The sequence below is a fragment of the Halobaculum gomorrense genome (genome assembly GCF_900129775.1).
Classification (GTDB): Archaea; Halobacteriota; Halobacteria; order Halobacteriales; family Haloferacaceae; genus Halobaculum; species Halobaculum gomorrense.
In genome coordinates this window covers 129,331-149,858 of the sequence record NZ_FQWV01000004.1, presented here as the reverse complement: position 1 = coordinate 149,858, position 20,528 = coordinate 129,331, and the positions used below count along the sequence as shown (strand labels likewise).

21 protein-coding genes are annotated in these 20,528 nt (G+C 70.2%); 12 read left to right on the top strand and 9 right to left on the bottom strand.

The genetic code is table 11. The features are described 5' to 3' along the window. The 3 genes from lysW to BUE16_RS09070 all read right to left on the bottom strand — a co-directional run bounded on the left by lysW (window position 1) and on the right by BUE16_RS09070 (window position 3,321). Window positions 1-171 (bottom strand): lysine biosynthesis protein LysW, encoded by a 171-nt coding sequence (gene lysW / locus BUE16_RS09080; RefSeq protein WP_073308810.1) that lies wholly within the window; start codon window positions 169-171, stop codon window positions 1-3. A 396-nt stretch (window positions 172-567) separates the two neighbouring features. Then, complete coding sequence (gene argH, locus BUE16_RS09075) at window positions 568-2,067, bottom strand: argininosuccinate lyase (RefSeq protein ID WP_073308808.1); 1,500 nt, start codon at window positions 2,065-2,067, stop codon at window positions 568-570. A 3-nt stretch (window positions 2,068-2,070) separates the two neighbouring features. Next, the gene (locus tag BUE16_RS09070) at window positions 2,071-3,321 is read right to left on the bottom strand and encodes an argininosuccinate synthase (protein WP_073308806.1); all 1,251 of its coding nucleotides are present in this window, start codon (window positions 3,319-3,321) and stop codon (window positions 2,071-2,073) included. Window positions 3,322-3,703: 382 nt separating this feature from the next. Between BUE16_RS09070 and hemC the strand changes: the two genes are divergently transcribed. The 5 genes from hemC to hemL all read left to right on the top strand — a co-directional run bounded on the left by hemC (window position 3,704) and on the right by hemL (window position 10,369). Further along, a complete protein-coding gene (hemC, locus tag BUE16_RS09065) occupies window positions 3,704-4,900 on the top strand; it encodes a hydroxymethylbilane synthase (protein ID WP_073308804.1) in 1,197 nt (398 codons plus the stop codon). Beyond that, window positions 4,901-5,746, top strand: a complete 846-nt coding sequence (gene cobA, locus BUE16_RS09060) for a uroporphyrinogen-III C-methyltransferase (RefSeq protein ID WP_073308801.1) — start codon at window positions 4,901-4,903, stop codon at window positions 5,744-5,746. It abuts the gene before it with no gap. Next, window positions 5,743-6,609 carry a uroporphyrinogen-III synthase gene (locus tag BUE16_RS09055; protein ID WP_073308799.1) on the top strand — a complete coding sequence of 289 codons (867 nt, stop codon included), beginning with the start codon at window positions 5,743-5,745 and terminating at the stop codon, window positions 6,607-6,609. The genes cobA and BUE16_RS09055 overlap by 4 nt, the downstream gene beginning before the upstream one ends. A gap of 411 nt (window positions 6,610-7,020) precedes the next feature. Continuing rightward, window positions 7,021-8,667, top strand: a complete 1,647-nt coding sequence (locus tag BUE16_RS09045) for an ammonium transporter (protein WP_073309085.1) — start codon at window positions 7,021-7,023, stop codon at window positions 8,665-8,667. A gap of 358 nt (window positions 8,668-9,025) precedes the next feature. Beyond that, on the top strand, window positions 9,026-10,369 hold the full coding sequence (hemL, locus tag BUE16_RS09040; RefSeq protein ID WP_073308795.1) for a glutamate-1-semialdehyde 2,1-aminomutase: 1,344 nt from the start codon (window positions 9,026-9,028) through the stop codon (window positions 10,367-10,369). Between the two features lie 30 nt (window positions 10,370-10,399). On the opposite strand, the gene BUE16_RS09035 is transcribed toward hemL, so the two are convergent. Both BUE16_RS09035 and BUE16_RS09030 read right to left on the bottom strand, forming a co-directional pair. Continuing rightward, entirely contained in the window at window positions 10,400-11,137 is a 738-nt protein-coding gene (locus BUE16_RS09035; protein ID WP_073308793.1) for a hypothetical protein, read from the bottom strand. Between the two features lies 1 nt (window position 11,138). Next, a complete protein-coding gene (locus BUE16_RS09030) occupies window positions 11,139-11,513 on the bottom strand; it encodes a cupin domain-containing protein (protein WP_073308792.1) in 375 nt (124 codons plus the stop codon). 151 nt (window positions 11,514-11,664) lie between these two features. Between BUE16_RS09030 and BUE16_RS09025 the strand changes: the two genes are divergently transcribed. Continuing rightward, window positions 11,665-11,847 (top strand): hypothetical protein, encoded by a 183-nt coding sequence (locus tag BUE16_RS09025; RefSeq protein ID WP_394327429.1) that lies wholly within the window; start codon window positions 11,665-11,667, stop codon window positions 11,845-11,847. Between the two features lie 168 nt (window positions 11,848-12,015). Then, window positions 12,016-12,729 (top strand): DUF5828 family protein, encoded by a 714-nt coding sequence (locus BUE16_RS09020; RefSeq protein WP_073308783.1) that lies wholly within the window; start codon window positions 12,016-12,018, stop codon window positions 12,727-12,729. A 48-nt stretch (window positions 12,730-12,777) separates the two neighbouring features. On the opposite strand, the gene BUE16_RS09015 is transcribed toward BUE16_RS09020, so the two are convergent. Beyond that, a complete protein-coding gene (locus tag BUE16_RS09015; protein WP_073308781.1) occupies window positions 12,778-13,176 on the bottom strand; it encodes a VOC family protein in 399 nt (132 codons plus the stop codon). Between the two features lie 58 nt (window positions 13,177-13,234). On the opposite strand from BUE16_RS09015, the gene BUE16_RS09010 reads away from it, so the two are divergent. Next, a complete protein-coding gene (locus BUE16_RS09010) occupies window positions 13,235-13,501 on the top strand; it encodes a hypothetical protein (protein ID WP_073308779.1) in 267 nt (88 codons plus the stop codon). On the opposite strand, the gene BUE16_RS16685 is transcribed toward BUE16_RS09010, so the two are convergent. After that, a complete protein-coding gene (locus tag BUE16_RS16685) occupies window positions 13,498-13,668 on the bottom strand; it encodes a hypothetical protein (RefSeq protein ID WP_159435752.1) in 171 nt (56 codons plus the stop codon). The two genes, BUE16_RS09010 and BUE16_RS16685, sit on opposite strands and share 4 nt — an antisense overlap. On the opposite strand from BUE16_RS16685, the gene BUE16_RS09005 reads away from it, so the two are divergent. The 3 genes from BUE16_RS09005 to BUE16_RS08995 all read left to right on the top strand — a co-directional run bounded on the left by BUE16_RS09005 (window position 13,649) and on the right by BUE16_RS08995 (window position 15,825). After that, window positions 13,649-14,038: a helix-turn-helix domain-containing protein gene (locus tag BUE16_RS09005; RefSeq protein ID WP_073308777.1), complete on the top strand. Its 390-nt coding sequence runs from the start codon at window positions 13,649-13,651 to the stop codon at window positions 14,036-14,038. The genes BUE16_RS16685 and BUE16_RS09005 overlap by 20 nt on opposite strands. A 157-nt stretch (window positions 14,039-14,195) precedes the next feature. Then, complete coding sequence (thrC, locus tag BUE16_RS09000) at window positions 14,196-15,458, top strand: threonine synthase (protein ID WP_073308775.1); 1,263 nt, start codon at window positions 14,196-14,198, stop codon at window positions 15,456-15,458. Between the two features lie 112 nt (window positions 15,459-15,570). Continuing rightward, window positions 15,571-15,825 carry a hypothetical protein gene (locus BUE16_RS08995; RefSeq protein ID WP_073308773.1) on the top strand — a complete coding sequence of 85 codons (255 nt, stop codon included), beginning with the start codon at window positions 15,571-15,573 and terminating at the stop codon, window positions 15,823-15,825. A gap of 72 nt (window positions 15,826-15,897) precedes the next feature. Here BUE16_RS08995 and serA read toward each other — a convergent pair whose 3' ends face one another. Further along, complete coding sequence (serA, locus tag BUE16_RS08990; RefSeq protein ID WP_073308771.1) at window positions 15,898-17,496, bottom strand: phosphoglycerate dehydrogenase; 1,599 nt, start codon at window positions 17,494-17,496, stop codon at window positions 15,898-15,900. Between the two features lie 201 nt (window positions 17,497-17,697). On the opposite strand from serA, the gene serB reads away from it, so the two are divergent. Beyond that, complete coding sequence (gene serB, locus BUE16_RS08985; protein WP_073308769.1) at window positions 17,698-18,369, top strand: phosphoserine phosphatase SerB; 672 nt, start codon at window positions 17,698-17,700, stop codon at window positions 18,367-18,369. Window positions 18,370-18,400: 31 nt separating this feature from the next. On the opposite strand, the gene BUE16_RS08980 is transcribed toward serB, so the two are convergent. Beyond that, the gene (locus BUE16_RS08980) at window positions 18,401-20,440 is read right to left on the bottom strand and encodes a methyl-accepting chemotaxis protein (protein WP_073308760.1); all 2,040 of its coding nucleotides are present in this window, start codon (window positions 20,438-20,440) and stop codon (window positions 18,401-18,403) included. Between the last annotated feature and the right edge of the window lie 88 nt (window positions 20,441-20,528).

The following is a 20,528-nucleotide window of genomic DNA, read 5'->3' as shown; positions in this document are numbered from 1 at the left end:
TTACTCCCCCCAGTCCTCTTCGAGCTCCGGGGCTCGATCGAGGACCGGCGGGGAGACGTCGACGACCTCCAGTTCGGCGCCGCACGTTTCACAGTCGACGATCTCTCCGATCTCCAGGTCGTCGTGCAGGGCCACCGTGCCCCCGCACTCGACGCATTCGGCTTCGGTCATGGTGTACTCACCAGTACCTCGCTATCGGACTTTAATCCGTCGATTTTATAAGAGAAAAATAATGCCGCAGTCGTCGCTATCGGGCGGGAGCGGACGGGTCGGCGCGGATCTCGAATCCGGTGTTCGAAATCTGTGTGGTTGAGGCCCCGAGAGGGGCCGGCGGGGCCACCGCCGCCGGCGGGCGGGGGGCGGTGGCCGGGACCGGACGCGGCGACGGTCGCGGTCGGATACCCCCTCGCGGTCGTCGTCGTGGCCGTCGCGGGAGTCGTGACGGTTGCGGCGGTCGACCACTCGACGGAGCGGCCGCTCGCGGTCGGGCGAGCGGTCGGCGTCGGCGGAGGCGGGTCATGGATGCGGTGTCGGTGTGGGCCGTGGTATGTCGTGGTATCGTCGCGGTCAGGTGTACGCGTTGACCGCGTCGGTCAAATCCGTTTCGGCGGCCGCCAGCGCGTCGTGGCGAGCCGCGAGCGCGGCCTCGTGGTCGTCGTGCGTCTCGGTCATGCGCGCGAGAGAGTCGGCCACGGCGTCGGGCGCGGGGCCGCCGTGCGAGGCGCGGGCGGCGACGCTCCCGACCGGATCGAGCGCGGTCGACAGGTCCTCGCGGCTCACGCGCTCGTAGAGGGACTCCCCGAGTACTTCCTGTGCGGCCGTGTCAAGATTTGCGGCGAGCGTCTCCGGATCCGCGTCGTCGGGCGCGCTGGCGGCGGCCTCAGCGACGACCTCGTGGGCCGTCCGAAACGGGATGCCCGCCGACGCCAGCGCGTCGGCGACGCCCGTCGCCGTCGAGAAACCGGCGCCCGCGTCGGCGGCGCACGCCTCCGCGTCCCACTCGCCCGTCGCGACCGCGCCGGCGACGACCGTAGTCGCCTCGGTCGCGTCGTCGACGGCGTCCCAGGCGTGGGGCGTCGCGCGCTGGAGGTCACGGTTGTACGCGCGCGGGAGGCCCTTCAACGTCGTCAGCAGCCCCGCGAGGTCTCCCGACACGTCGCCCGTGACCGCGCGGGCGAGTTCGAGCGTGTCGGGGTTCACCTTCTGGGGCATGATCGACGAGGTCGAGGCGTAGTCGTCCGATGGCACGAAGTAGCCGTCCTTCGCGTGCTCGATCAGGTCGGCCGACAGCCCCGACAGCGTCGCCGTCAGGGTCGCAAGCGCGGCGGTTCCCTCGACGAGGAAGTCGCGCGCGGAGCCGGCGTCGGTGGCGTTCTCGACGACGCCGTCGAATCCGAGCAGCTCGGCCGTCCGCTCGCGGTCGATGTCGAAGGTGGTGCCCGCGAACGCCGCGCCGCCCAGCGGCGACTCGTTCGTCCGGTCGAACGCCGCGAGCAGGCGGGCCGTGTCCCGCTCGACCGCGCCCGCGTACGACGACAGGAAGTGACCGACGGTGACGGGCTGGGCGTACTGCCGGTGGGTGAACCCCGGCATGACCGTGTCCGTGTGCTCGGCCGCCGCCTCCAGCAGCGCCTCGCGCAGCGCCAGTGTCGCCTCTGCGGCGTCGAGGAGGTCCGCGCGGTAGCGGTGGCGGATGCAGGTCGCGACCTCGTCATTGCGCGAGCGCGCGGTGTGCATCTTCCCGCCGACGGCGCCGACCTCGGCGACGACCGCGCTCTCGATGGCCTCGTGGACGTCCTCCCCGTCGGGGAGGGCGCCGTGGCCGGCGGCCTCGACGGCGTCGAGCCCAGAGAGGATCTCGGCGGCCTCGTCGGCGGCGACGATATCCTGCTCGGCGAGCATCACCGTGTGCGCGCGGTCGACCGCGAGGTCGGCGGCGAAGATGCGCTCGTCGGCCGCGAGGCTCGACATGAAGCCGCGGGCCGGGCCGCCCGCGAAGCGGTCGCGGCGGACGACCGTCTCGGCGTCGGCGGCATCACCCGCTGTCGGTTCCTCGCCGTCGGTCATCGATCACTCCTCCGGTTCGTCGCCGCTGCCATCGGCCGCCAGCGTCTCGCCGTTCTCGCCGGTCTTCACGTTCTCCAGCACGCGGTTCGCGAGGCGCTCCTGGAAGCCGTGATACTTGGCGACGCCCGTCGCGTCGGCCTGCTCGATGCCGTCGACCGTCTCGGTGTTGAAGGAGGCGGCCGACTCGGAGTAAACGCCGTAGTCGGAGTCGCGCGCGACCGGGCGGCACTGCCCGCCCTGCAGCTTGACAGTGACCGTGCCGGTGACCTTCTCCTGGCCGGCGTCGAGGTAGCCCTCCAGGGAGTTCACGAGCGGGGAGTTGACGAGGCCCTTGTACCCCTGCTGGGCCCACTGGTCGTCGATCTGCTGCTTGAAATCGCGCTCGCTTTTCGTGAACACGAGCTGTTCGAGCGCCTCGTGGGCCGTCAGGAGGACGGTCGCCGCGGGGTGCTCGTAGTTCTCACGCACCTTCAGCCCGAGCATGCGGTCTTCCATCATGTCGGTGCGGCCGACGCCGTACGCGCCCGCGATCTCGTTGAGTTCCTCGATGAGCTCAACCGAGTCGACCGCCTCCCCGTTCAGCGTGACCGGGTACCCCATTTCGAAGCCGATCTCGACGAGCTCCTCGCCCTCGACCTCGCCGGGCGTCGTCGTCCAGTCGTAGATGTCCTCCGGCGGGACGTACGTTGGGTCCTCGAGGTCGTCGCCCTCGACCGAGCGCGACCAGAGGTTCGTGTCGATCGACCACGCGCCCTCGTTGCCGCCCTCGACAGGGAGGCCCTTCTCGTCGGCGTACTCGATCTCCCACTCGCGGGTGAGGCCGAGTTCGCGAACGGGCGCGATGACTTCCTTGTCGGAGGCGCGCCACACCGTCTCGAAGCGCAGTTGGTCGTTCCCCTTCCCGGTACAGCCGTGGGCGAGGGCGTCGCAGTCGTGCTCCTCGGCGACCCCCAAAATCGCCTCCGCGATCACGGGGCGCGCGAGCGCCGTCCCGAGCGGGTAGCCCTGGTAGGTCGCGTTCGCGCGCACGGAGTCGAAACACAGCTCCGCGAACTCCGTCTTCGCGTCGACGACGTAGTGCTCCAGGTCGAGCGCCTGCGCGGTCTCCTCGGCCTCGTCGAACTCCTCGGCGGGCTGGCCCACGTCGACGGTGACGCCGACGACCTCGTCGTAGCCGTACTCCTCCTCGAGGAGCGGGACGCAGACAGTCGTGTCGAGTCCACCGCTGAATGCGAGCGCAACGCGTTTCGTCATACTCCACGCTCGAACGCGGACACCCATAAATTCGGCGCTTGATAGCTACGAAAATTAATTGCGGACTGCACGCTACCCGGAGGAAGGCGAGCGGGTCGGACCGACGAGAGGGTGATGGTGTGTGGGCCTAGCGGCCCGGTCGTCGCGGCGCGGAGACTCGGCTCCGGGCCGCGGCACCGCGGACGCGTCGCTCGAAGGAGGCGCGAACGTGAGCGACGGCGTCCGCTGTCATACTCGATCGTTCCTCCTCCACCGGTAAAAACGATACCGGTCCGGCGAAGGTTGCGATGGTGCGGAGCGCGGAGTGACTGTGCGACGGTGGCGTATCCCGCTGTGTTGGCGAAGCGAACCCGTTTTCCCCGGCGGCGCCGGAGTTTCGGGTATGACAACCGGGACGCTGCGGCTCGCCACCCGCGGTTCCGACCTCGCGCTCCGACAGGCGGCGGGCGTTCGAGACGACCTCTCGACGCGCCGACGCGACGTGGAGTTGGTCGAGGTCGAGACGCGGGGGGATCGACTCGACGAGGACCTCATCACCGAACTCGGCCGCACGGGCGCGTTCGTGCGCGCGCTCGACGAGCGCGTGCTCGCTGGCGAGGTCGACACCGCTGTCCACTCGCTGAAGGACATGCCCACCGAGATGCCCGACGGGCTCGTCGTCGCCGCCGTCGGCGAGCGCGCGCCCGCCGGCGACGCGCTCGTCACTCGCGAGGGCGGCGACCTCGCGGACCTCCCGCGCGGCTCGGTGGTCGGCACCTCGTCGCTGCGACGCAAGGCGCAGGTGCTCGCCGAGCGCCCCGACCTGGAGGTCCGTCCCCTCCGCGGCAACGTCGACACGCGGCTCCAGAAGCTGATCGCGCCCGATCTCCAAGCCGAACACGAGGCCCGCGTCGAGGCCGACGCCGACCACAAGGGAGACCCCGGCGCACGGGAGGAGGATCGCGAATACGAGCGCACCGTCGAGGAGTGGTTCGACGACCTCACCGAGTTCCAGCGCCGCGCGCTCGAACACGAACTCGACCACGAGTACGACGCGATCGTCCTCGCGGAGGCCGGCCTGCGTCGGTCGGACCTGTTCTACCGCGACGAGTACGAGGTCGAACGCCTCGACCGCGCGACGCACGTCCCCGCACCCGGCCAGGGCGCCGTCGCCGTCACCGCCAGCGACCCCGAGGTGATCGAGACGATCCGGTCGGCGATGGACCACGAGCCGACCCGCGTCGCCACCAGCGTCGAGCGCACCGTCCTCGCCGAGCTGGGCGGCGGCTGCATCGCGCCGATCGGCGTCAACGCGCTCGTACAGGGCGAGCACGTCAGCACCCGCGTCCGCGTGCTGTCGGGCGACGGCGACACCGAGGTGGCGGCGACGCGCGACCTGCCGCTGCGCACGTACCGCGAGGCCGCCGCGGAGTTCGCCGCGTCGCTGCGCGAGCAGGGCGCCGCCGAACTCATCGCCGCCGCCGAGCGCGCCGCCGAGACCGAGACCGCCAAGCGCGCCGAGGAGGGCGAGGGCCAGCGAGGCGACGACGCAACCCGTGAGCGCGGCGCCGAGGACGACGCGACGGAGGGCGACGAGTAGATGAGCCCCACCGACGACGCTCGGCCCGACGGCGACGGGATCGACCGCGAGGGCGGCTTCGTCTCGCTGGTCGGCTCCGGCCCCGGAGACCCCGAACTGCTCACCGTGAAGGCCCGGCGGCTGCTCGACGAGGCCGACGTGGTCCTCCACGACAAGCTCCCCGGCCCCGAGATCCTCGGCTCCATCCCCGAGGACACGCGCGAGGATGTGGGCAAGCGCGCCGGCGGCGAGCGCACCAGCCAGGAGTACACGAACGACCGGCTCGTCGAACTCGCCAGCCAGGGCGACCACGTCGTTCGCCTGAAGGGCGGCGACCCGTTCGTCTTCGGCCGCGGCGGCGAAGAGGCCGAACACCTCGCCGACCACGGCGTCCCGTTCGAGGTCGTCCCCGGCGTCACCTCGGCCATCGCCGCCCCCGGCGTCGCGGGCATCCCCGTGACCCACCGCGACCACGCCTCTTCGGTCTCGTTCGTCACGGGCCACGAGGACCCGACGAAAGACGAGTCGGCCGTGGACTGGGACGCGCTCGTGGCCACCGGCGGCACCATCGTCGTGCTGATGGGCGTCGGGAAGCTCCCGCTGTACACCGACGAGCTGCTCGACGCCGGGATGTCCCCCGCCACGCCCGTCGCGCTGGTCGAGCGCGGCACCTGGCCCGACATGCGCGTCGCCACCGGGACGCTCGCGGACATCGTCGACGTGCGCGACGAGGCGGGGATCGAACCGCCCGCGATCACCGTGATCGGCGCGGTCGCCGGCGCGCGCGAGCGGGTGATCGAGTTCCTCCGCGGCCGTGGGGACGCCGGCGCGACCGCGGGCGTCGATGTCGGAGGTGACGACGCATGAGCGGTACCGGCGGCGGGGACGCCGGCAGCGACGGCAGCGGCGACGCCAGCGGGGACGATCGCCCGCTCGTCGCGGTGTTCCGCCCCGACGACGAACGGCTGACCGAGGCCGTCGAGACGCTCGACGCGCTCGGCGTCGAGGCCCTCGCGGACCCGATGCTGGAGGTCCGACCGACCGGCGCGGTGCCGGAGGGCGCCGACTGGGTCGTGTTCACCTCGAAGACGGGGGTTGAGTTGGCCGAGGGGGCCGGCTGGTCGCCCGGCGACGCCGTCGACGATGACGACAGCGACGCCAGCGACGCCAGCGACGGCTCGGAAGGGGAGCCTCTCGGTCGAGGGGTCGGTCCCGCCATCGCGTGCATCGGCCCGTCGACGGCCGACGCCGCCCGCGAGGCCGGCTGGGCGATCGAGCTGATCCCCGAGGAGTACTCCTCGACGGGGCTCGTGGCCGCGTTCGATGCGCTCGGCGTCGGCGGCGTCCGCATCGAGGTCGCTCGGTCGGACCACGGGAGCCAGGTGCTGCTCGACGGCCTCCGCGACGCCGGCGCGACCGTCCGGGAGACGGTCCTGTACGAACTCGTCCGCCCCGAGGGGAGCGGCGAATCCGCCGAGGTGGCGGCCGCGGGCGACCTCGACGGCGCGTGTTTCACCTCCTCGCTCACGGTCGAGCACTTCCTCGACGCCGCCGACGAACGCGGCGTCCGCGAGGAGGCGATAGCGGGGCTGGAGGAGGCGGTCGTCGGTTGCATCGGTCACCCGACGCGAGAGACCGCCGAGGACCGCGGCGTCACCGTCGACGTGGTGCCCGCGGAGGCGACGTTCGAAGCGCTCGCCGAGTCCGTCGTCTCCGATCTGGACGGCTGATCGTCGCGCGGCGGCCGGCGGATCCGATCCGCGTTCGAATCGCCGATTTTCATCCCGAGTTTGGAAGCGCGCGAGCGATTTCCACGAATAGTTCGGGAGTTCGCCCACATATGACAGATACTATATACTATGTTCGTCAACAGCGAGTACAATAATTGCCACGTATGCGACGGGTTTACATCCTTATATGACCTATATTCACCCGAAGATTCGACGTGCGTCTGAATACGACCTCGAAAAGTTCTATCTTTCAACTCTAATCTTTATGTGTATCCAGGTCAGGCTATCGAGCGTCGAAATGTACCAGAACGACACGGAATTCGCGGCACTGCTGAACAGTTGTGGATCGATCGAGGTGGGGCAGTGACGCTCTTGCAGGTCGACCCCGCGGTCCTTGCGGAGGGCGTGAACATGCTGTGGGTGCTGGTGGTCACCTTCCTCATCTTCTTCATGCACGCCGGCTTCGCGATGCTGGAGGCCGGACAGGTGCGGTCGAAGAACGTGGCCAACCAGCTGACGAAGAACCTCCTGACGTGGAGCGTCGGCGTGACGGCGTTCTTCCTCGTCGGCGCGGGCGTCTCCGCGCTCGTCGGCGGGATCACCGGCGGCGGGAGCTACTCCGTCGCCGAAGCGTTCGGCGTGTTGACCACGAGCGACTCCGGCGACTGGGTCGGGTGGCTCTTCGGCGCCGTCTTCGCGATGACGGCCGCGACCATCGTCTCCGGCGCCGTCGCCGGTCGGATGAAGCTGCGCGCGTACGTGAGCTACACGGTCCTGCTGGCGGCGGTCATCTACCCGGTGGTCACCGGCCTGACGTGGGGCGGCGGCTTCCTCTCGGCGCTCGGCTTCTCAGACTTCGCGGGCGGGATGATCGTCCACGGGATGGGCGGCATCGCGGGCCTGACGGCGGCGTACGTCGTCGGCCCCCGTCTCGGTCGCTACAACGAGGACGGCTCGGTCAACGTCATCCCCGGCCACTCGCTGACGTTCGCGGTGCTCGGCACGCTCGTGCTCGCGTTCGGGTGGTACGGCTTCAACGTCGGCACGGCCGCCTCGGTGTTCGCCGTCGAGAACGGCGAACTGACGCTGGGAGCGTTCTCATACGTGGGCCGCGTCGCGCTGACGACGACGCTCGGCATGGCCGCCGGCGCCATCGGCGCGGGCGCGCTCTCGCTGTACAAGACCGGGAAGGTCGACACGCTGTACGTCGCGAACGGCCTGCTCGCCGGGCTGGTCGGCATCACCTCGAACACGGACGCGATCGTCTGGCCCGGCGCCATCGTCATCGGTCTGCTCGCGGGCGCCCAGCTCCCAGTGGTCTTCGAGTTCGTCGAGAAGCGCCTGAAGATCGACGACGTGTGTGCGGTGTTCCCGGTCCACGGGTCCGCCGGCGTGCTGGGCGCGGTGTTGCTCCCGTTCTTCGCGGTCGACGGCTTCACCGTCGCCGCGCTCGTCTCGCAGGTCGTCGGCGTCGTCGTCATCGCCGCATGGACTATCGCCGCCACGGCCGCGGTGTTCGGCGCGATCAAGGCCATGGGTGAGATTCGCGTCACCCGCGACCACGAGATCGAGGGGCTCGACTCCTCCGAGCACGGCGTCGACACCTACCCCGAGTTCGGCCGCCCCGACACCGCCGCCGACGGCGGCCGCGTCGTGGACGGCGTCAGCGACGAGAGCGGCATCGTCCGCCCCGACGGCGGACAGGCCAACGACGGCGAGATCAAGATGGTCACGGCGTTCATCCGCCCGGATAAGCTCTCGGCGGTCAAGACCGGCCTCGCGGAGATCGGCGCGCCCTCGCTGACGGTGACGAACGTCTCCGGCCGCGGCAGCCAGCCCGCCAAGAAGGGCCAGTGGCGCGGCGAGGAGTACACCGTCGACCTCCACCAGAAGGTGAAGATCGAGTGCGTCGTCGCCGACATCCCGGCCGCGGACGTGGCCGAGGCCATCAGCGACGCCGCAAGCACGGGCGAGAAGGGCGACGGCAAGGTGTTCATCATGCCCGTCGAGCAGGCGTACCAGATCCGGACCGGAGAGGTGGGTCGCGAGGCGGTGTAGGCGAGGACGGACGCCCGAATCGAATCCGCATCGCTCGCCGCCGACGCTCGTCGGCAGGCGAACCGCCGGACGCCCGCTTCGCATGCGGCGCGGACGCGGCCGCCGGGGGCACGCGACGGAGGACCCCACTGGTACTGGTGCTCACCTCCGCGCGCCCGCCACCGTGTCACGTTCCGTGTCACCGCCCCCGCGGCCGCCGCAGCTGCCTGCCGGGTGACGCGTCCGGCTAGGCCCGCGACGGGCCGCCACCCCCTCGCGGGTCGTCACCCGTCTTCTGTCCCGGACACGACGACGAGAGCGGCCGCGCCGGGGCGCGATCCCAGAAACTACTTTCGGGGTCACACCCGAATGGCGGCGTATGAACCACGACCGCTCTCGGGAGCTGTACGACCGCGCGCTCTCGGTGCTCGCCGGCGGGGTGAACTCCTCGGTCCGCGCGACGCGGCCGTACCCGTTCGTGATCGAGCGCGGCGACGGCGCCCACGTGATCGACGCCGACGGGAACCGCTACCTCGACTACGTGATGGGGTACGGCCCGTTGCTGTACGGCCACGACGCCCCCGAGCAGGTGCAGTCGGCGATCCAGCGCCACGCCAGCCAGGGGCCGATGTACGGCGGGCCGACCGAGATCGAGGTCGACCACGCGGAGTTCGTCGCGCGCCACGTCCCGAGCGTCGAGATGCTACGGTTCGTCAACTCCGGCACGGAGGCGACCGTCTCGGCGGTCCGGCTCGCCCGTGCGTACACCGGGCGCGACACAATCGTCGTCATGCAGGGCGGCTACCACGGCGCCCAGGAGTCCACCCTCGTCGAGGCCGGCGACGACCCGTCCCACACCCGCCCCTCCTCGCCGGGGATCCCGGAGAGCTTCGCCGAGCACACGATCGCCGTCCCGTTCAACAACGAGGCCGCGATCCGCGAGGTGTTCGAGGAGCGCGGCGACGAGATCGCGGCGGTGCTGACCGAGCCGATCCTCGCGAACTACGGCATCGTTATGCCCGTCGACGGCTACCACGAGACGCTTCGGGGGCTGTGTGACGACCACGGCTCGTTGCTGATCTTCGACGAGGTGATCACCGGCTTCCGCGTCGGCGGCCTCCAGTGCGCCCAGGGGAAGTTCGGCGTCACGCCCGACCTCACGACGTTCGGGAAGATCATCGGCGGCGGCTTCCCGGTGGGCGCGATTGGCGGTCCCGCGGAGATCGTCGAGCACTTCACCCCCAGCGGGGACGTGTTCCAGTCCGGCACCTTCTCGGGCCACCCGGTGACGATGGCCGCCGGGAACGAGTACCTCCGCTACGCCGCCGAGCACGACGTGTACGACCACGTGAACGACCTCGGGGACCGCCTCCGCTCGGGGATCCGAGACATCTGCGAGGACCAGGCCCCCGAATACACCGTCGTCGGCACCGACTCGATGTTCAAGACGGTGTTCACCCGCGAGGCGCCCGGGGCGTTCGAGAACCACTGCGGTGGCGGCTGTCGCCAGCGTGAGTCGTGCGAGCGCTTCGAGACCTGTCCGAAGACCGGCGCCGACACCGCGGCCGCAGCCACCGAGCGCTGGGAGCGCGTGTTCTGGCAGGAGATGAAAGAGCAAGGCATCTGGCTCACCGCCAACCAGTTCGAGTCGCAGTTCGTCTCCGACGCCCACACCGAGGCAGACATCGAGGAGACGCTCGAGGCGTACAAGGAGGCCCTGTAGACAGGCTGGGGCGCGCTAGGCGCGCGCGGCTCACCCGAGGAGCTTCTCGCGGATGGTCCCGACCAGCCGCGTGAGGAGTCCTCGGGTCGTGTGCCGCTCGGGCACGTCGTCCCACAGCGCGAACGCCGACACCACGTCGGCCTCGCGGCTCGCGACCGCCACCTCGCGCTCGGGCGCGACGACGCCGAGATTGATCTCGTAGTGGCCGAAGTAGCCGTACTTCAGGAGCTGTCGCTCGCGGAAGTCGACGACGTACCGGCGGACGTCCTCGGGGATCTCCGGAACGACGAGGACGAACGAGAGGTCCGTCCCGTAGTGCTCTTCGTCGCCCTCGACGCGCTCGTCGGCGAGCGCGTGGCCGAATTCGACGAGCCGCTCCAGCTCCCGAACCGTCACCGAGGACTGCCGGCGGGCGAACAGGTACTCGTCGCTGTGGTGGTCGGCGTACCCGAGCGAAGGGTGGAAGAACTGTTTCTGCGACTCGATGCGCATCAGCCCGGCGAGGTCGAACGCTTCCCCGCGGACGCGGTGGTCGCGCTCGAGGTCGTAATTGAATATGAGTCGGTCGCTCACGCGGTCGAGGTACTCGTCGTCCCACGTGGGGACATCCTCGTAGGCGGCGCCGTCGAGGATCCGGCCCTGCTCGTCCGTCCGGGGCTCTTCTCCCTCGCCGAACGCGGCGTCGCTGGCCGTGGCCGGATCGACGCCGCCGCCGGAGCCGTCGGACTCGGCGGGGCGGTCCCCGCCCGCCACGCCCTCCTCGCGCATCTCACTCCTCCGGCTCGTACGGGTGCACGTCGTCGACGGCGGGCGCGCCGACCGCAAGCGTCGTGACGGGGGCGTCGGCGTCGGCGGGGTTGTGCGCCCGCTGGGGGCTGTCGGGTTCGACGGCGAACAGCGACCCCTCGGCGACCTCGTACGTCCCCTCGGGTGTCTCGACGTGGAGGGTTCCCTCGATCACGTAAAACAGCTCCTCCTGATCGTCGTGGTAGTGGTACGCCAACGGGATGTCCTCACCGGGGTCGGCACGGAACCAGTTGACCGCCATCTGTTCGAAGCCGGCGGCCTCCGCCACGCGACGAAGCTCGCACGGGCGGTCCGGAACTGACTCCAGCTGGTCGGGGTCGACGACGTGGTAACTCATATCTCGCGCGAGGACCACCGAGGTCAAAAGCTCGTCGTCCCACGCCGATGCGACCGGAGCCACCGGAGCCGAGGATTTATCATCGTCGTCCACAACGTTGCGACCGACTACCATGGGATTTGGCGATCGCGAAACGTGCGGCCGATGTTCGATGACGACCGTCGTGGACGCGACCGAGGACGGCGAGGGGGAAGCCGACCGCGACCCCTTCGGCGACGAACGGATCGAACTCGACGGCGACGAGCTTCGGCGAACCTCGCCGAGCGCGTGGCTCGAAGGCGTCGTCGCCGCGATCGACGACGTGGGGGCTCGCCTCACATACGGCCGGCGCTGAGGCGTCGGCCGTCGTCGCCGTCACTTGTCGTCTTCTCTGTCGACTCGCCGTCTTCGCTCCATCCACCCGCCGTCTTCGCTCCATCGACCGACAGGAGTCGCGTCCGGAGTTCGCGGGGCCAGGGAGGGATGCTTATACGGCTCGGGGGCGTAGGCGGCTTTCAATCGCATGGAAGAGAGCATCTCCGGGTTCAAGCTCCGCGGAGAGTGGGGAGACGCCGTCGAGCACGGTGAGCGCATCACCCGCGCGCTGCACGACGCCGACGCCCCGGAGGAGTACCCCGATGCGTTCGAGACGTGGGACGAGTGGCGTCCCAAGGCCCACGAACGCCTTGGAAAAGACGTGAACGAGAAGACCGCCGAGCAGGCGAGCGTCGCCGAGGGGAAAGGCGAGCAGGAGGGGGCAACCCCCGAGGACGACCTCCAGACCGCCGGCGAGAAGCTCTCGGAGTCGTACGAGCGCGTCGAGGACGGCGACAACGGCGCCGCGCTCGATTCGTGGCGGGACTCCATCGACCACGTCGCGCGCGCGGCCGACTCCGCCGGCCGCAAGGCCGTCCGAAAGCTGGAGAACACCGTCTACCAGCGCGTGATGACGCAGATCGCTCCGTACTACTTCGACAACGAGTTGGTCTCCGCGAACATCCAGAAGTCCACCCGCGGGGAGGGCGGCCCCGAGTTCGTGTTCGAGGTGAACGTCAACGACGACGATCTGAAGGAAGCGGTGTCCGAGCGGCTCGCGTCCTACGAGAACGACATCGACCGCTGGCACGTCGACACCCCGAAGGTCGTCGACTCCGCCGAGGCGGCGGAGGGCGCGGAGGCCCCCGTCGAGACGGTCGAAGACGGGAACGACGGAGCGTCGAATCCGACGCAGAACTAGCGCGTACATCGCGTCGGCCCGGCTCGCGGTCGGCTGCGTGTCGCTCCCTCACGCCGCCGGCTCCTTCAACTCCACTCGGTAGCCGAACGGGTCGCGGACGTACACCGCGGCGGCCTCGCCGGTCGCGCCGAGGGGATCGGCGAGCTCTCGTTCCACCTCGATCCCGGCGTCAGCGAGGGTCGCCTTCACCGCCTTGACGTCCTCCTCGACGACGATCGCGAGGTGGTCGTAGTTCGTCGCCTTGGGCGCGTCGAACTCGTCGGTGGGCCACAGGTGGATCACGTGCTCGGGCGCGAGCCGCACGTCGAAGAAGGGCTTCTCGCCGGCCTCGAAGCGGTCGACGCCCGCCAGCTCGAAGCCGAGCGCGTCGGCGTAGAACGCCTGGGCGTCGGCCAGGCCGTCGGCGGGGATCCGGAGGTTGACGTGGTCGATGGTGCGAGCGTGCACGACTGAGGCTCGCGGCCGGGAGACAAGAAACATTACGACGCATCGCCCATGCCCGCGTATGACACCGCTCGAAGTCGACGCCGGCGAGCTCACCGCCGCGGAGATCATCGACGCGCTTCAACAGGGACAGCGCGTCGTCGTCACCGCCGACCTCTTCGGAAGCGAGCAGACGCTTACCCTCCGCCACGACGGCGAGACGTACTACTGCGACACGCCGACGCGGCTACACAAACACGACGACGAGGCCGGAATGATCGGCTGCATCGAGAAGATGGGCTACGCCAGAGACGACGCGGAGAGTCCCGACCACGAACGCGAGCACTAGTCGGCGACGACGCGGCCGCCGCCGCGACGGCGAACCGCCGGAGCCGGCCCGCGAGCGACGCCGAGGCCGGCGACGCGGCGCGTCACGTCGGGGAAGACGCCGGGACCGCCGGGGTTTATTCGCCACGCCGCCGTCCGTTGAACCGACATGAGCGACGCGCCGGACATGGAGGACCTCATCGAGACGAACGACCCCAGCTTCGGGCACGTGATGGCGTGCGTCTTCGGCATTCAGGAACACGAGAGCCGGACGTACCTCCGCCTGCTCGATAACCCCGGGAGCACCGTCGAAGAGCTCGCGAGCGTCCTCGACCGCGACCGCTCGAACGTGAACCGTTCGCTCACGACGCTGCTGGAGAAGGGGCTCGCCCGGCGCGAGCGGCGACTGCTCGACCCCGGCGGCTACGTCTACCAGTACACCGCAACGCCGCTTCCGGAGGCGAAGGAGTTGCTCCACGCCGCGCTCGACGAGTGGGCCGAGACGGTCCACGAGGTCATCGAGACGTTCGACGACCGAAACGAGGTCGACGGCGAGTAAGCGGCGACCGAAACGAGGTCGATCCCCCTCCGCTCGCGGGTTCCTCCCCGTCGGCGCATCCGCCACGCTCACTCCGTCGGCGCCCCGGTTCGCTCGACCCGCTGGCACTACCCGCCACGAACGGCCGACTTTTAGGCCGCGAGGTCGATTCACACCCATGAGCCTCTCCCTCGGCGCGCCCGCGCAGGACGCCCCCGCGGTCGCCGACGACGGCGTCTGGCTGGAGTGCATCTCCTGCGGCGGGCAGTTCGCGCCGTTCGACGACATCCGATTCACCTGCGACGACTGCGACGGGCTGCTCGAAGTCCGCTACGCCGACCCGCCGACGTGGGACGACTTCTCCGGCGAGGGCGTCTGGCGGTACTCCGCCGGCTTACCCTTCGAGGAAGGCGTCTCGCTGCCCGAGGGCCACACGCCCCTCCACGAGGTGCCGCGCCTGCGCGAGGACATCGGCGTGAACCGCCTCCGCGTGAAACACGAGGGGATGAACCCCACCGGGTCATTCAAGGACCGCGGGATGACCGTCGGCGTCCGGGTCGCCGAGGAGCTGGGCGTCGACCGCCTCGCGTGCGCCTCGACGGGCAACACCTCCGCCGCCCTCGCCGCCTACGGCGCCCGGGCGGGCCTGGAGACGCTCGTGCTGCTCCCCGCCGGCAAGGTCGCCGCCGGCAAGGTCGCGCAGGCGAGCCTCCACGACGCGCGCATCCTCGAGGTGGACGGCAACTTCGACGCCTGTCTCGACATCGTGCAGAACCTCGCGAACAAGGGGGAAGTGTACCTCCTCAACTCGCTGAATCCCTTCCGGCTGGAGGGCCAGAAGACGATCGGCTTCGAGATCCTCGAGGAGTTCCGCGACGACTACGGCCGCTTCCCCGACCGCATCGTCCTCCCCGTCGGCAACGCGGGCAACACCGCGGCGCTGTTCAAGGCGTTCCGGGAGCTCGTCGCCGCCGGCGCGATGGACGCCGACGAAGTGCCGGCGCTCACCGGCGTGCAGGCCGCCGGGGCCGCGCCGATGGTCGAGGCGATCGAGAACGGCGCCGACGAGGTGCGCCGCTGGGAAGAGGTGGAGACGCGCGCGACCGCCATCCGCATCGGCAACCCGGTGAACGCGCCGAAGGCGCTGCCGGGCATCCGCGAGACGGGGGGCACCGCCGTCGCCGTCGACGACGAGGCGATCACCGAGGCCCAGCGCGACCTGGCCCGCGAGGGCGTCGGCGTCGAACCCGCCTCCGCGGCCTCGGTCGCCGGCCTGCGGACGCTCCGCGGGCGGGGCGTCGTCGACGCCGACGAGGACGTGGTGTGTCTCACGACCGGCCACCTGCTGAAGGACCCCGACGCGGCCTACGAGGCCGGCGGTGACCCCGAGCCGGTGGCGAACTCGACGAGCGCGGTGCTTGAGCACATCGGCGCCGAGTAGGCCGAGCCCACACCGACGGTGGGCGCGCGGGCGAGTCGCGGCGGTCGCGAACGGGATCGGTCACCTGTCCGTCCGACGAGACTTTTTGCGGCTTCGCGCGGTACGGTGTAGCATGGGGGATGAGCGTGCGGCCCGCGGCAGCGACAGCGCAAGCGGGCACGACCGAGACGACGAGCGCGCACGGCCGCTGGTGGTGACGCGGCTGCGACGGGAGAACGAACGCCTTCGCGAGCGGCTGGCCGAGCGGAGGCGCGAGCGCGAACGGATCGTCGAGCGCTACGAGACGCTGCTCGACGCTGCGCGCGGCGACGGCGATGTGCGGCGGTCGATGGTCGCGCGGCTCATCGACAAGCTCCGCCGGACGTGACTCGCGAGCGCGCTGGGACCGGAACCCACCGGCGGCAGAGAAGCTAAAAAACCGTCGGCGCAGTCGGGCGTTTCAGCGCTTGCTGTCGGCGCCGTCGAGGACGATCCGGTCGACGGAGATGATCCGGTCGTCGGCGAGGAGTCGCTCGACGGCGTCGTCGGGGAGCCGGTCGTCGAGGTTGTACACCGTCAGCGCCTCGCCGCCGATCGTCTCGCGGGCGTTGAACATCCCGGCGATGTTGACGCCGGCGTCGCCGAGCACGGTGCCGATGAGGCCGATGACGCCCGGCTCGTCGCGGTTGCGCGCGACGAGCATCTGGCCGTACGGGCGCGCGTCGACCCGGTAGCCGTCGATGCGGACGATCCGGGGATCGTCGCCGGCGAACAGGGTGCCGCAGACCGACAGCTCCGTATCGCCGTCTTTGACGGTCACCGTGACGAGGCTCTGGAAGTCCTCGGCCTGCCGCGTCTTGCTCTCGGTCACCTCGATGCCGCGGTCCTCGGCGAGCTGCGGGGCGTTAACCGCGTTCACCTCGTACTCCAGCGGCGAGAACACGCCTTTCAGGGCGCTCGCGGTGACCAGGTCGACTTGCTCGTTCGCGATGTCGCCCTCGTAGTGGACCTCGACGCCGGAGATGCGCTCGCCCAGCAGTTGGGCGGCGATCTTCCCGGCGGTGTCGGCCACGTCGAGGTACGGCTCGATGCGCGGGAACGCCGACTCGTCGACCGAGGGGGCGTTGAGCGCGTTTACGACCGGCTCGTCGTTGAACGCCGCGAGGACCTGCTTTGCGGTGTCGACGGCGACGTTCTCCTGGGCGGCCTCCGTGCTCGCGCCGAGGTGCGGCGTGACGATGACATCGTCCACGTCGAGCAGCGGGGAGTCCGCGGGGAGCGGCTCCTCGGCGAACACGTCCAGCGCCGCGCCAGCGACCGGGCCGTGCTCGACGGCCTCCGCGAGGGCGGGCTCGTCGACGATGCCGCCGCGCGCGCAGTTGATCAGGTAGGCGTCGCCCATCGTCTCCAGCTCCTCGGCGCCGATCATCCCCTCCGTCTCGGGGAGTAGGGGCGTGTGGATGGTGACGAAGTCGGCGCGTGCGAGGCAGTCGTCGAGGTCGTCGACGAGCTCGGCGCCGAACTGCGCAGCGCGCTCCTCGTTGATGTACGGGTCGTAGACGACCAGGTCCATCCCCAGCGAGTCGAGCCGCTTGGCGACCTCCTGGCCGACGCGTCCGAGACCGACGATGCCGAGCGTTTTGTTGTTCACCTCGCGCCCGAGGTAGTCCCCCTTCGCCCACTCGCCGTCTTTCAGGCGGCTGTGAGCCTGCGGGATGTCGCGCGCGACCGCGAACGTCATCGCGACGGTGTGCTCGGCGGCGGCGCGGACGTTCCCCTCGGGAGCGTTCGCGACGACGACGCCGTGGTCGGTCGCCGCCTCGATGTCGATGTTGTCGACGCCGATGCCCGCCCGACCGACGATCCGGAGGTCAGGCGCCGCCTCGAACACCTCGGCGGTCACCTCCGTCCCGGAGCGGATGATCAGGGCGTTCGCGTCGGCGACGGCGTCCAACAGCGCGTCGCCCTCGATGTCGTAGGCCGTCTGCACCTCGTGGCCGGCGTCTCGGAGCGTTTCCAGCCCCGCGTCCGCGATGGGATCCGTGACGAGTACTTTCATGCGCGACCGGAGTAACGGCGCGGGGTAAAGACTTTCCACGTCGGCCGTACTCGCCCGACAGATCGATCCACGCGTGTGGTTATGTAACCCCTCCGTTTCGACTGGAAGAACCACATTCGTGCGTCACTCGGCCGAGGGCCGGGTCGCCGCGGGGCTGCGCGAACCGCAGGAGTTGAACCCCGGGCGCGCCAACGGGGGCGCATGACTCGACTCGTGGCGTTCGATTTCGACGGGACGCTCTCGGACTCGGAGATGACGGTGCTGCTGGGCGAGCGCTGTGGCGTCGCCGACGAGATGGCCGACATCACCGCGCGGGCGATGAACGACGAGCTCAGCTACGCCGAGAGCCTGCGCGAGCGGGCCGGGCTGCTGGAGCACCTGGAAGAAGCGGAAGCACAGCGGGCGTGGAATCGGGTCGAACTCCGCGAGGGGGCCGCCGACGTGATCGAACGCCTGCGCGAGCGCGGCCACTACGTCGCCATCTTCACCGGTGGCTTCGAGCGCGGCGTCGCCGCCGCGCTGGAGCGGGCCGGCGCGGAGGTGGACGAGGTCGTCGCCAACCGCCTCCCGGTCGAGGGCGGTCGCCTCACCGGCGGGGTGGAGGGACCGCTCATCGAGGGAACGAAAGACGAGCAACTGGCGCGCGTCGCCGACGAGCAGGGCGTTCCGATGACCAGAACGGTCGCCGTCGGCGACGGCGCGAACGACCTCCCGATGCTGGAGGTGGCGGGCCTGGCGGTCGGCTACGAGCCGAAGCCGGCGGTCGAGCCGTCCTGCGACGCGGTCGTCGAGTCGATGTTCGAGCTGGCCGACCTGTTCGAAAGCGAGGGGATCCTCGTCGGCGGCGGCGCGGGGGACGGCGACGAGGAGTAGCGGCGGACGGCGTCCGACTCGACGGGCGCGCCTACCGCTCCGACTCCGAGCCCGACCGCTCCTCCGTGTCGGATGTCGTCGCCGACCCGAAGTCGAACGCCGCCCCCTCACGCTCCTCTTCCGGGGTCACGCCGCCGTCCTCCAGCGCGACGGCCGCGGTCGAGTCGCCGCCCGCGGCGGCGGAGCCGGCGGCGTCGGTCCCGCCATCTCCGGGCGCCTCGTCGCCGTCGGACACGTCGAACGCTCGAAGCAGGTCTTGGAGGTGCGTCGCCTGCGTCGACAGCGCGTCCGTCTCGGCGGAGACGGCCGCCATCGACTCCGCCTGATCGCCGGCGGTTTCGGCGGTCGACTCCGCGTCCTCGGCCGTCTGTCGGCTGATCTCCGTCACCGGTTCGATCATCGCGACCGCCTCCTCGGTGCTGGCGGCCTGGTCTTCGGTCGCGTCGCTGATCTCCTGGACTCCGTGGTTGGTCTCCTCGGTGTTGTCCGCGACCGTCGACAGCGCGTCGGACACCTCTTCGACGGCCGTCGCGCCCTCGCGGATGGACGCCTCCGCCTCGCGGACCTCGCTCACCGTCGCGTCGGTCCGCGACTGCGTCCGCTCGATGAGCGCCTCGATCTCGGTGGCGGCCTCCCGCGTCTCCTCGGCGAGCTGTTTCACCTCGTCGGCGACGACGGTGAAGCCGTTGCTGTCGCCGCCGTGGCCCGCGCGGGCGGCCTCGATGCTGGCGTTGAGCGCGAGCAGGTTCGTCTGGTCCGCGATGTCGCCGATGAGGTCGACGATCTCGCCGATCTCGTTCATCTGCTCGTCGAGCGACTGGACGTTCTCGACGGTGGAGTCGATCGTCTCCTCGACCTCGTCCATGTGCTCGATCGCGTCGGTGGCGGCGTCCTCGCTGGATTCGGCAACGCGGGCGGTCTCCCGCGAGGTCTCCGCCACGGATTCCGCCGAGGAGGCCACCTCCTCGATGGTCGCCGAGAGCGTGTTCATCTCGCCGGCGACCTCCTCCAGCAGGCCGCGCTGTTCGGCCGCGTCATCGGCGATGCCGTCGACCGACTCGCTCATCCGGTCGCTGGCGCGCGTTGCCTCGACGACGCCGGTCGAGGCCTCCTCGCTCGCCTCTCCGACCCGCCGCGAGACGGCCTTGATTTCGCGGACGGCCGATTCGATGTCGTCCATCATTTCGTTGAACGCGGCGGCGATCTCGGCCATCGCCTCGCTCTCGGCGTCGTCGTCGATGCGGACGGTCAACTCGCCGTCGGCCGCACGCGCCATCGTCGCGCTGTAGGCGTCGGCCTTCGCCTCGAGCACCTCGTTGAGTCGCTCGACCTCCTCGCGGCGCTCGCGCGCCTCGGCCATCGCCTCCTCGGCGTCGCGGACCTGCGACTGCTGCCGTTCGACCGCGGCCATCCGCTCGGCCGCCTCCTCGCGCGAGCGCTCGATCGAGAACCAGTTGCGCATGAGCGCCGCCGCGAGCATGAGGATGAACGCCGCGTGGATCCCCGCCCACACCCAGGGGTTCTGGATCGCCGCCTGGTGGTTGTAGACGGTCGTCGGGTCGATCATCGAGAACACGACGTGACTGCCCGACACGTACACGAGCCCGAGCGCGAACGGCACCCAGTCCTCGTACAGGGCGACGACCGCCATGACGACGAAGAAGTGGAAGTGCGCCTCGATGTACCCGCCGGAGAACCGGACGAGAAAGCCCGAACTTGCCATCAGCCCGAGCGACGACAGCGCCGTCTGGGTCCGCCGGTCGAATCGCGACCAGTTCGACAGCGCCGCCAGCCCCCCGAGGACCACGACCTGCAGGGCCACCATCCAGGTTGGCGTCCCCGGGATCGTCGCGCCGGTGACGAGCGACTCGGTGCCCTCGTACAACCCCATCGCCGTCAGGAACGGGACGTGCGCGACCAGCGCGATCAGGATGGTGCGGTGGCGCGTGCGCCATTGCTCGTCGGGGATCGTGTCTCCCGACGGCGTGTATCTAATTATTTCGTCGATCTTGGCACGGAACGCGCTTCTCGGGCCCGATCCGGTCTCTCGGGTGCCCCCAGTGTGAGTCATGGGGAGCGAGAGGAATGGTTCTGATAAAAAGGCACGCAGAGAAATATTGGTCGTGATAACCGGACGGGCACGAGTCGCCCCGGGAGCC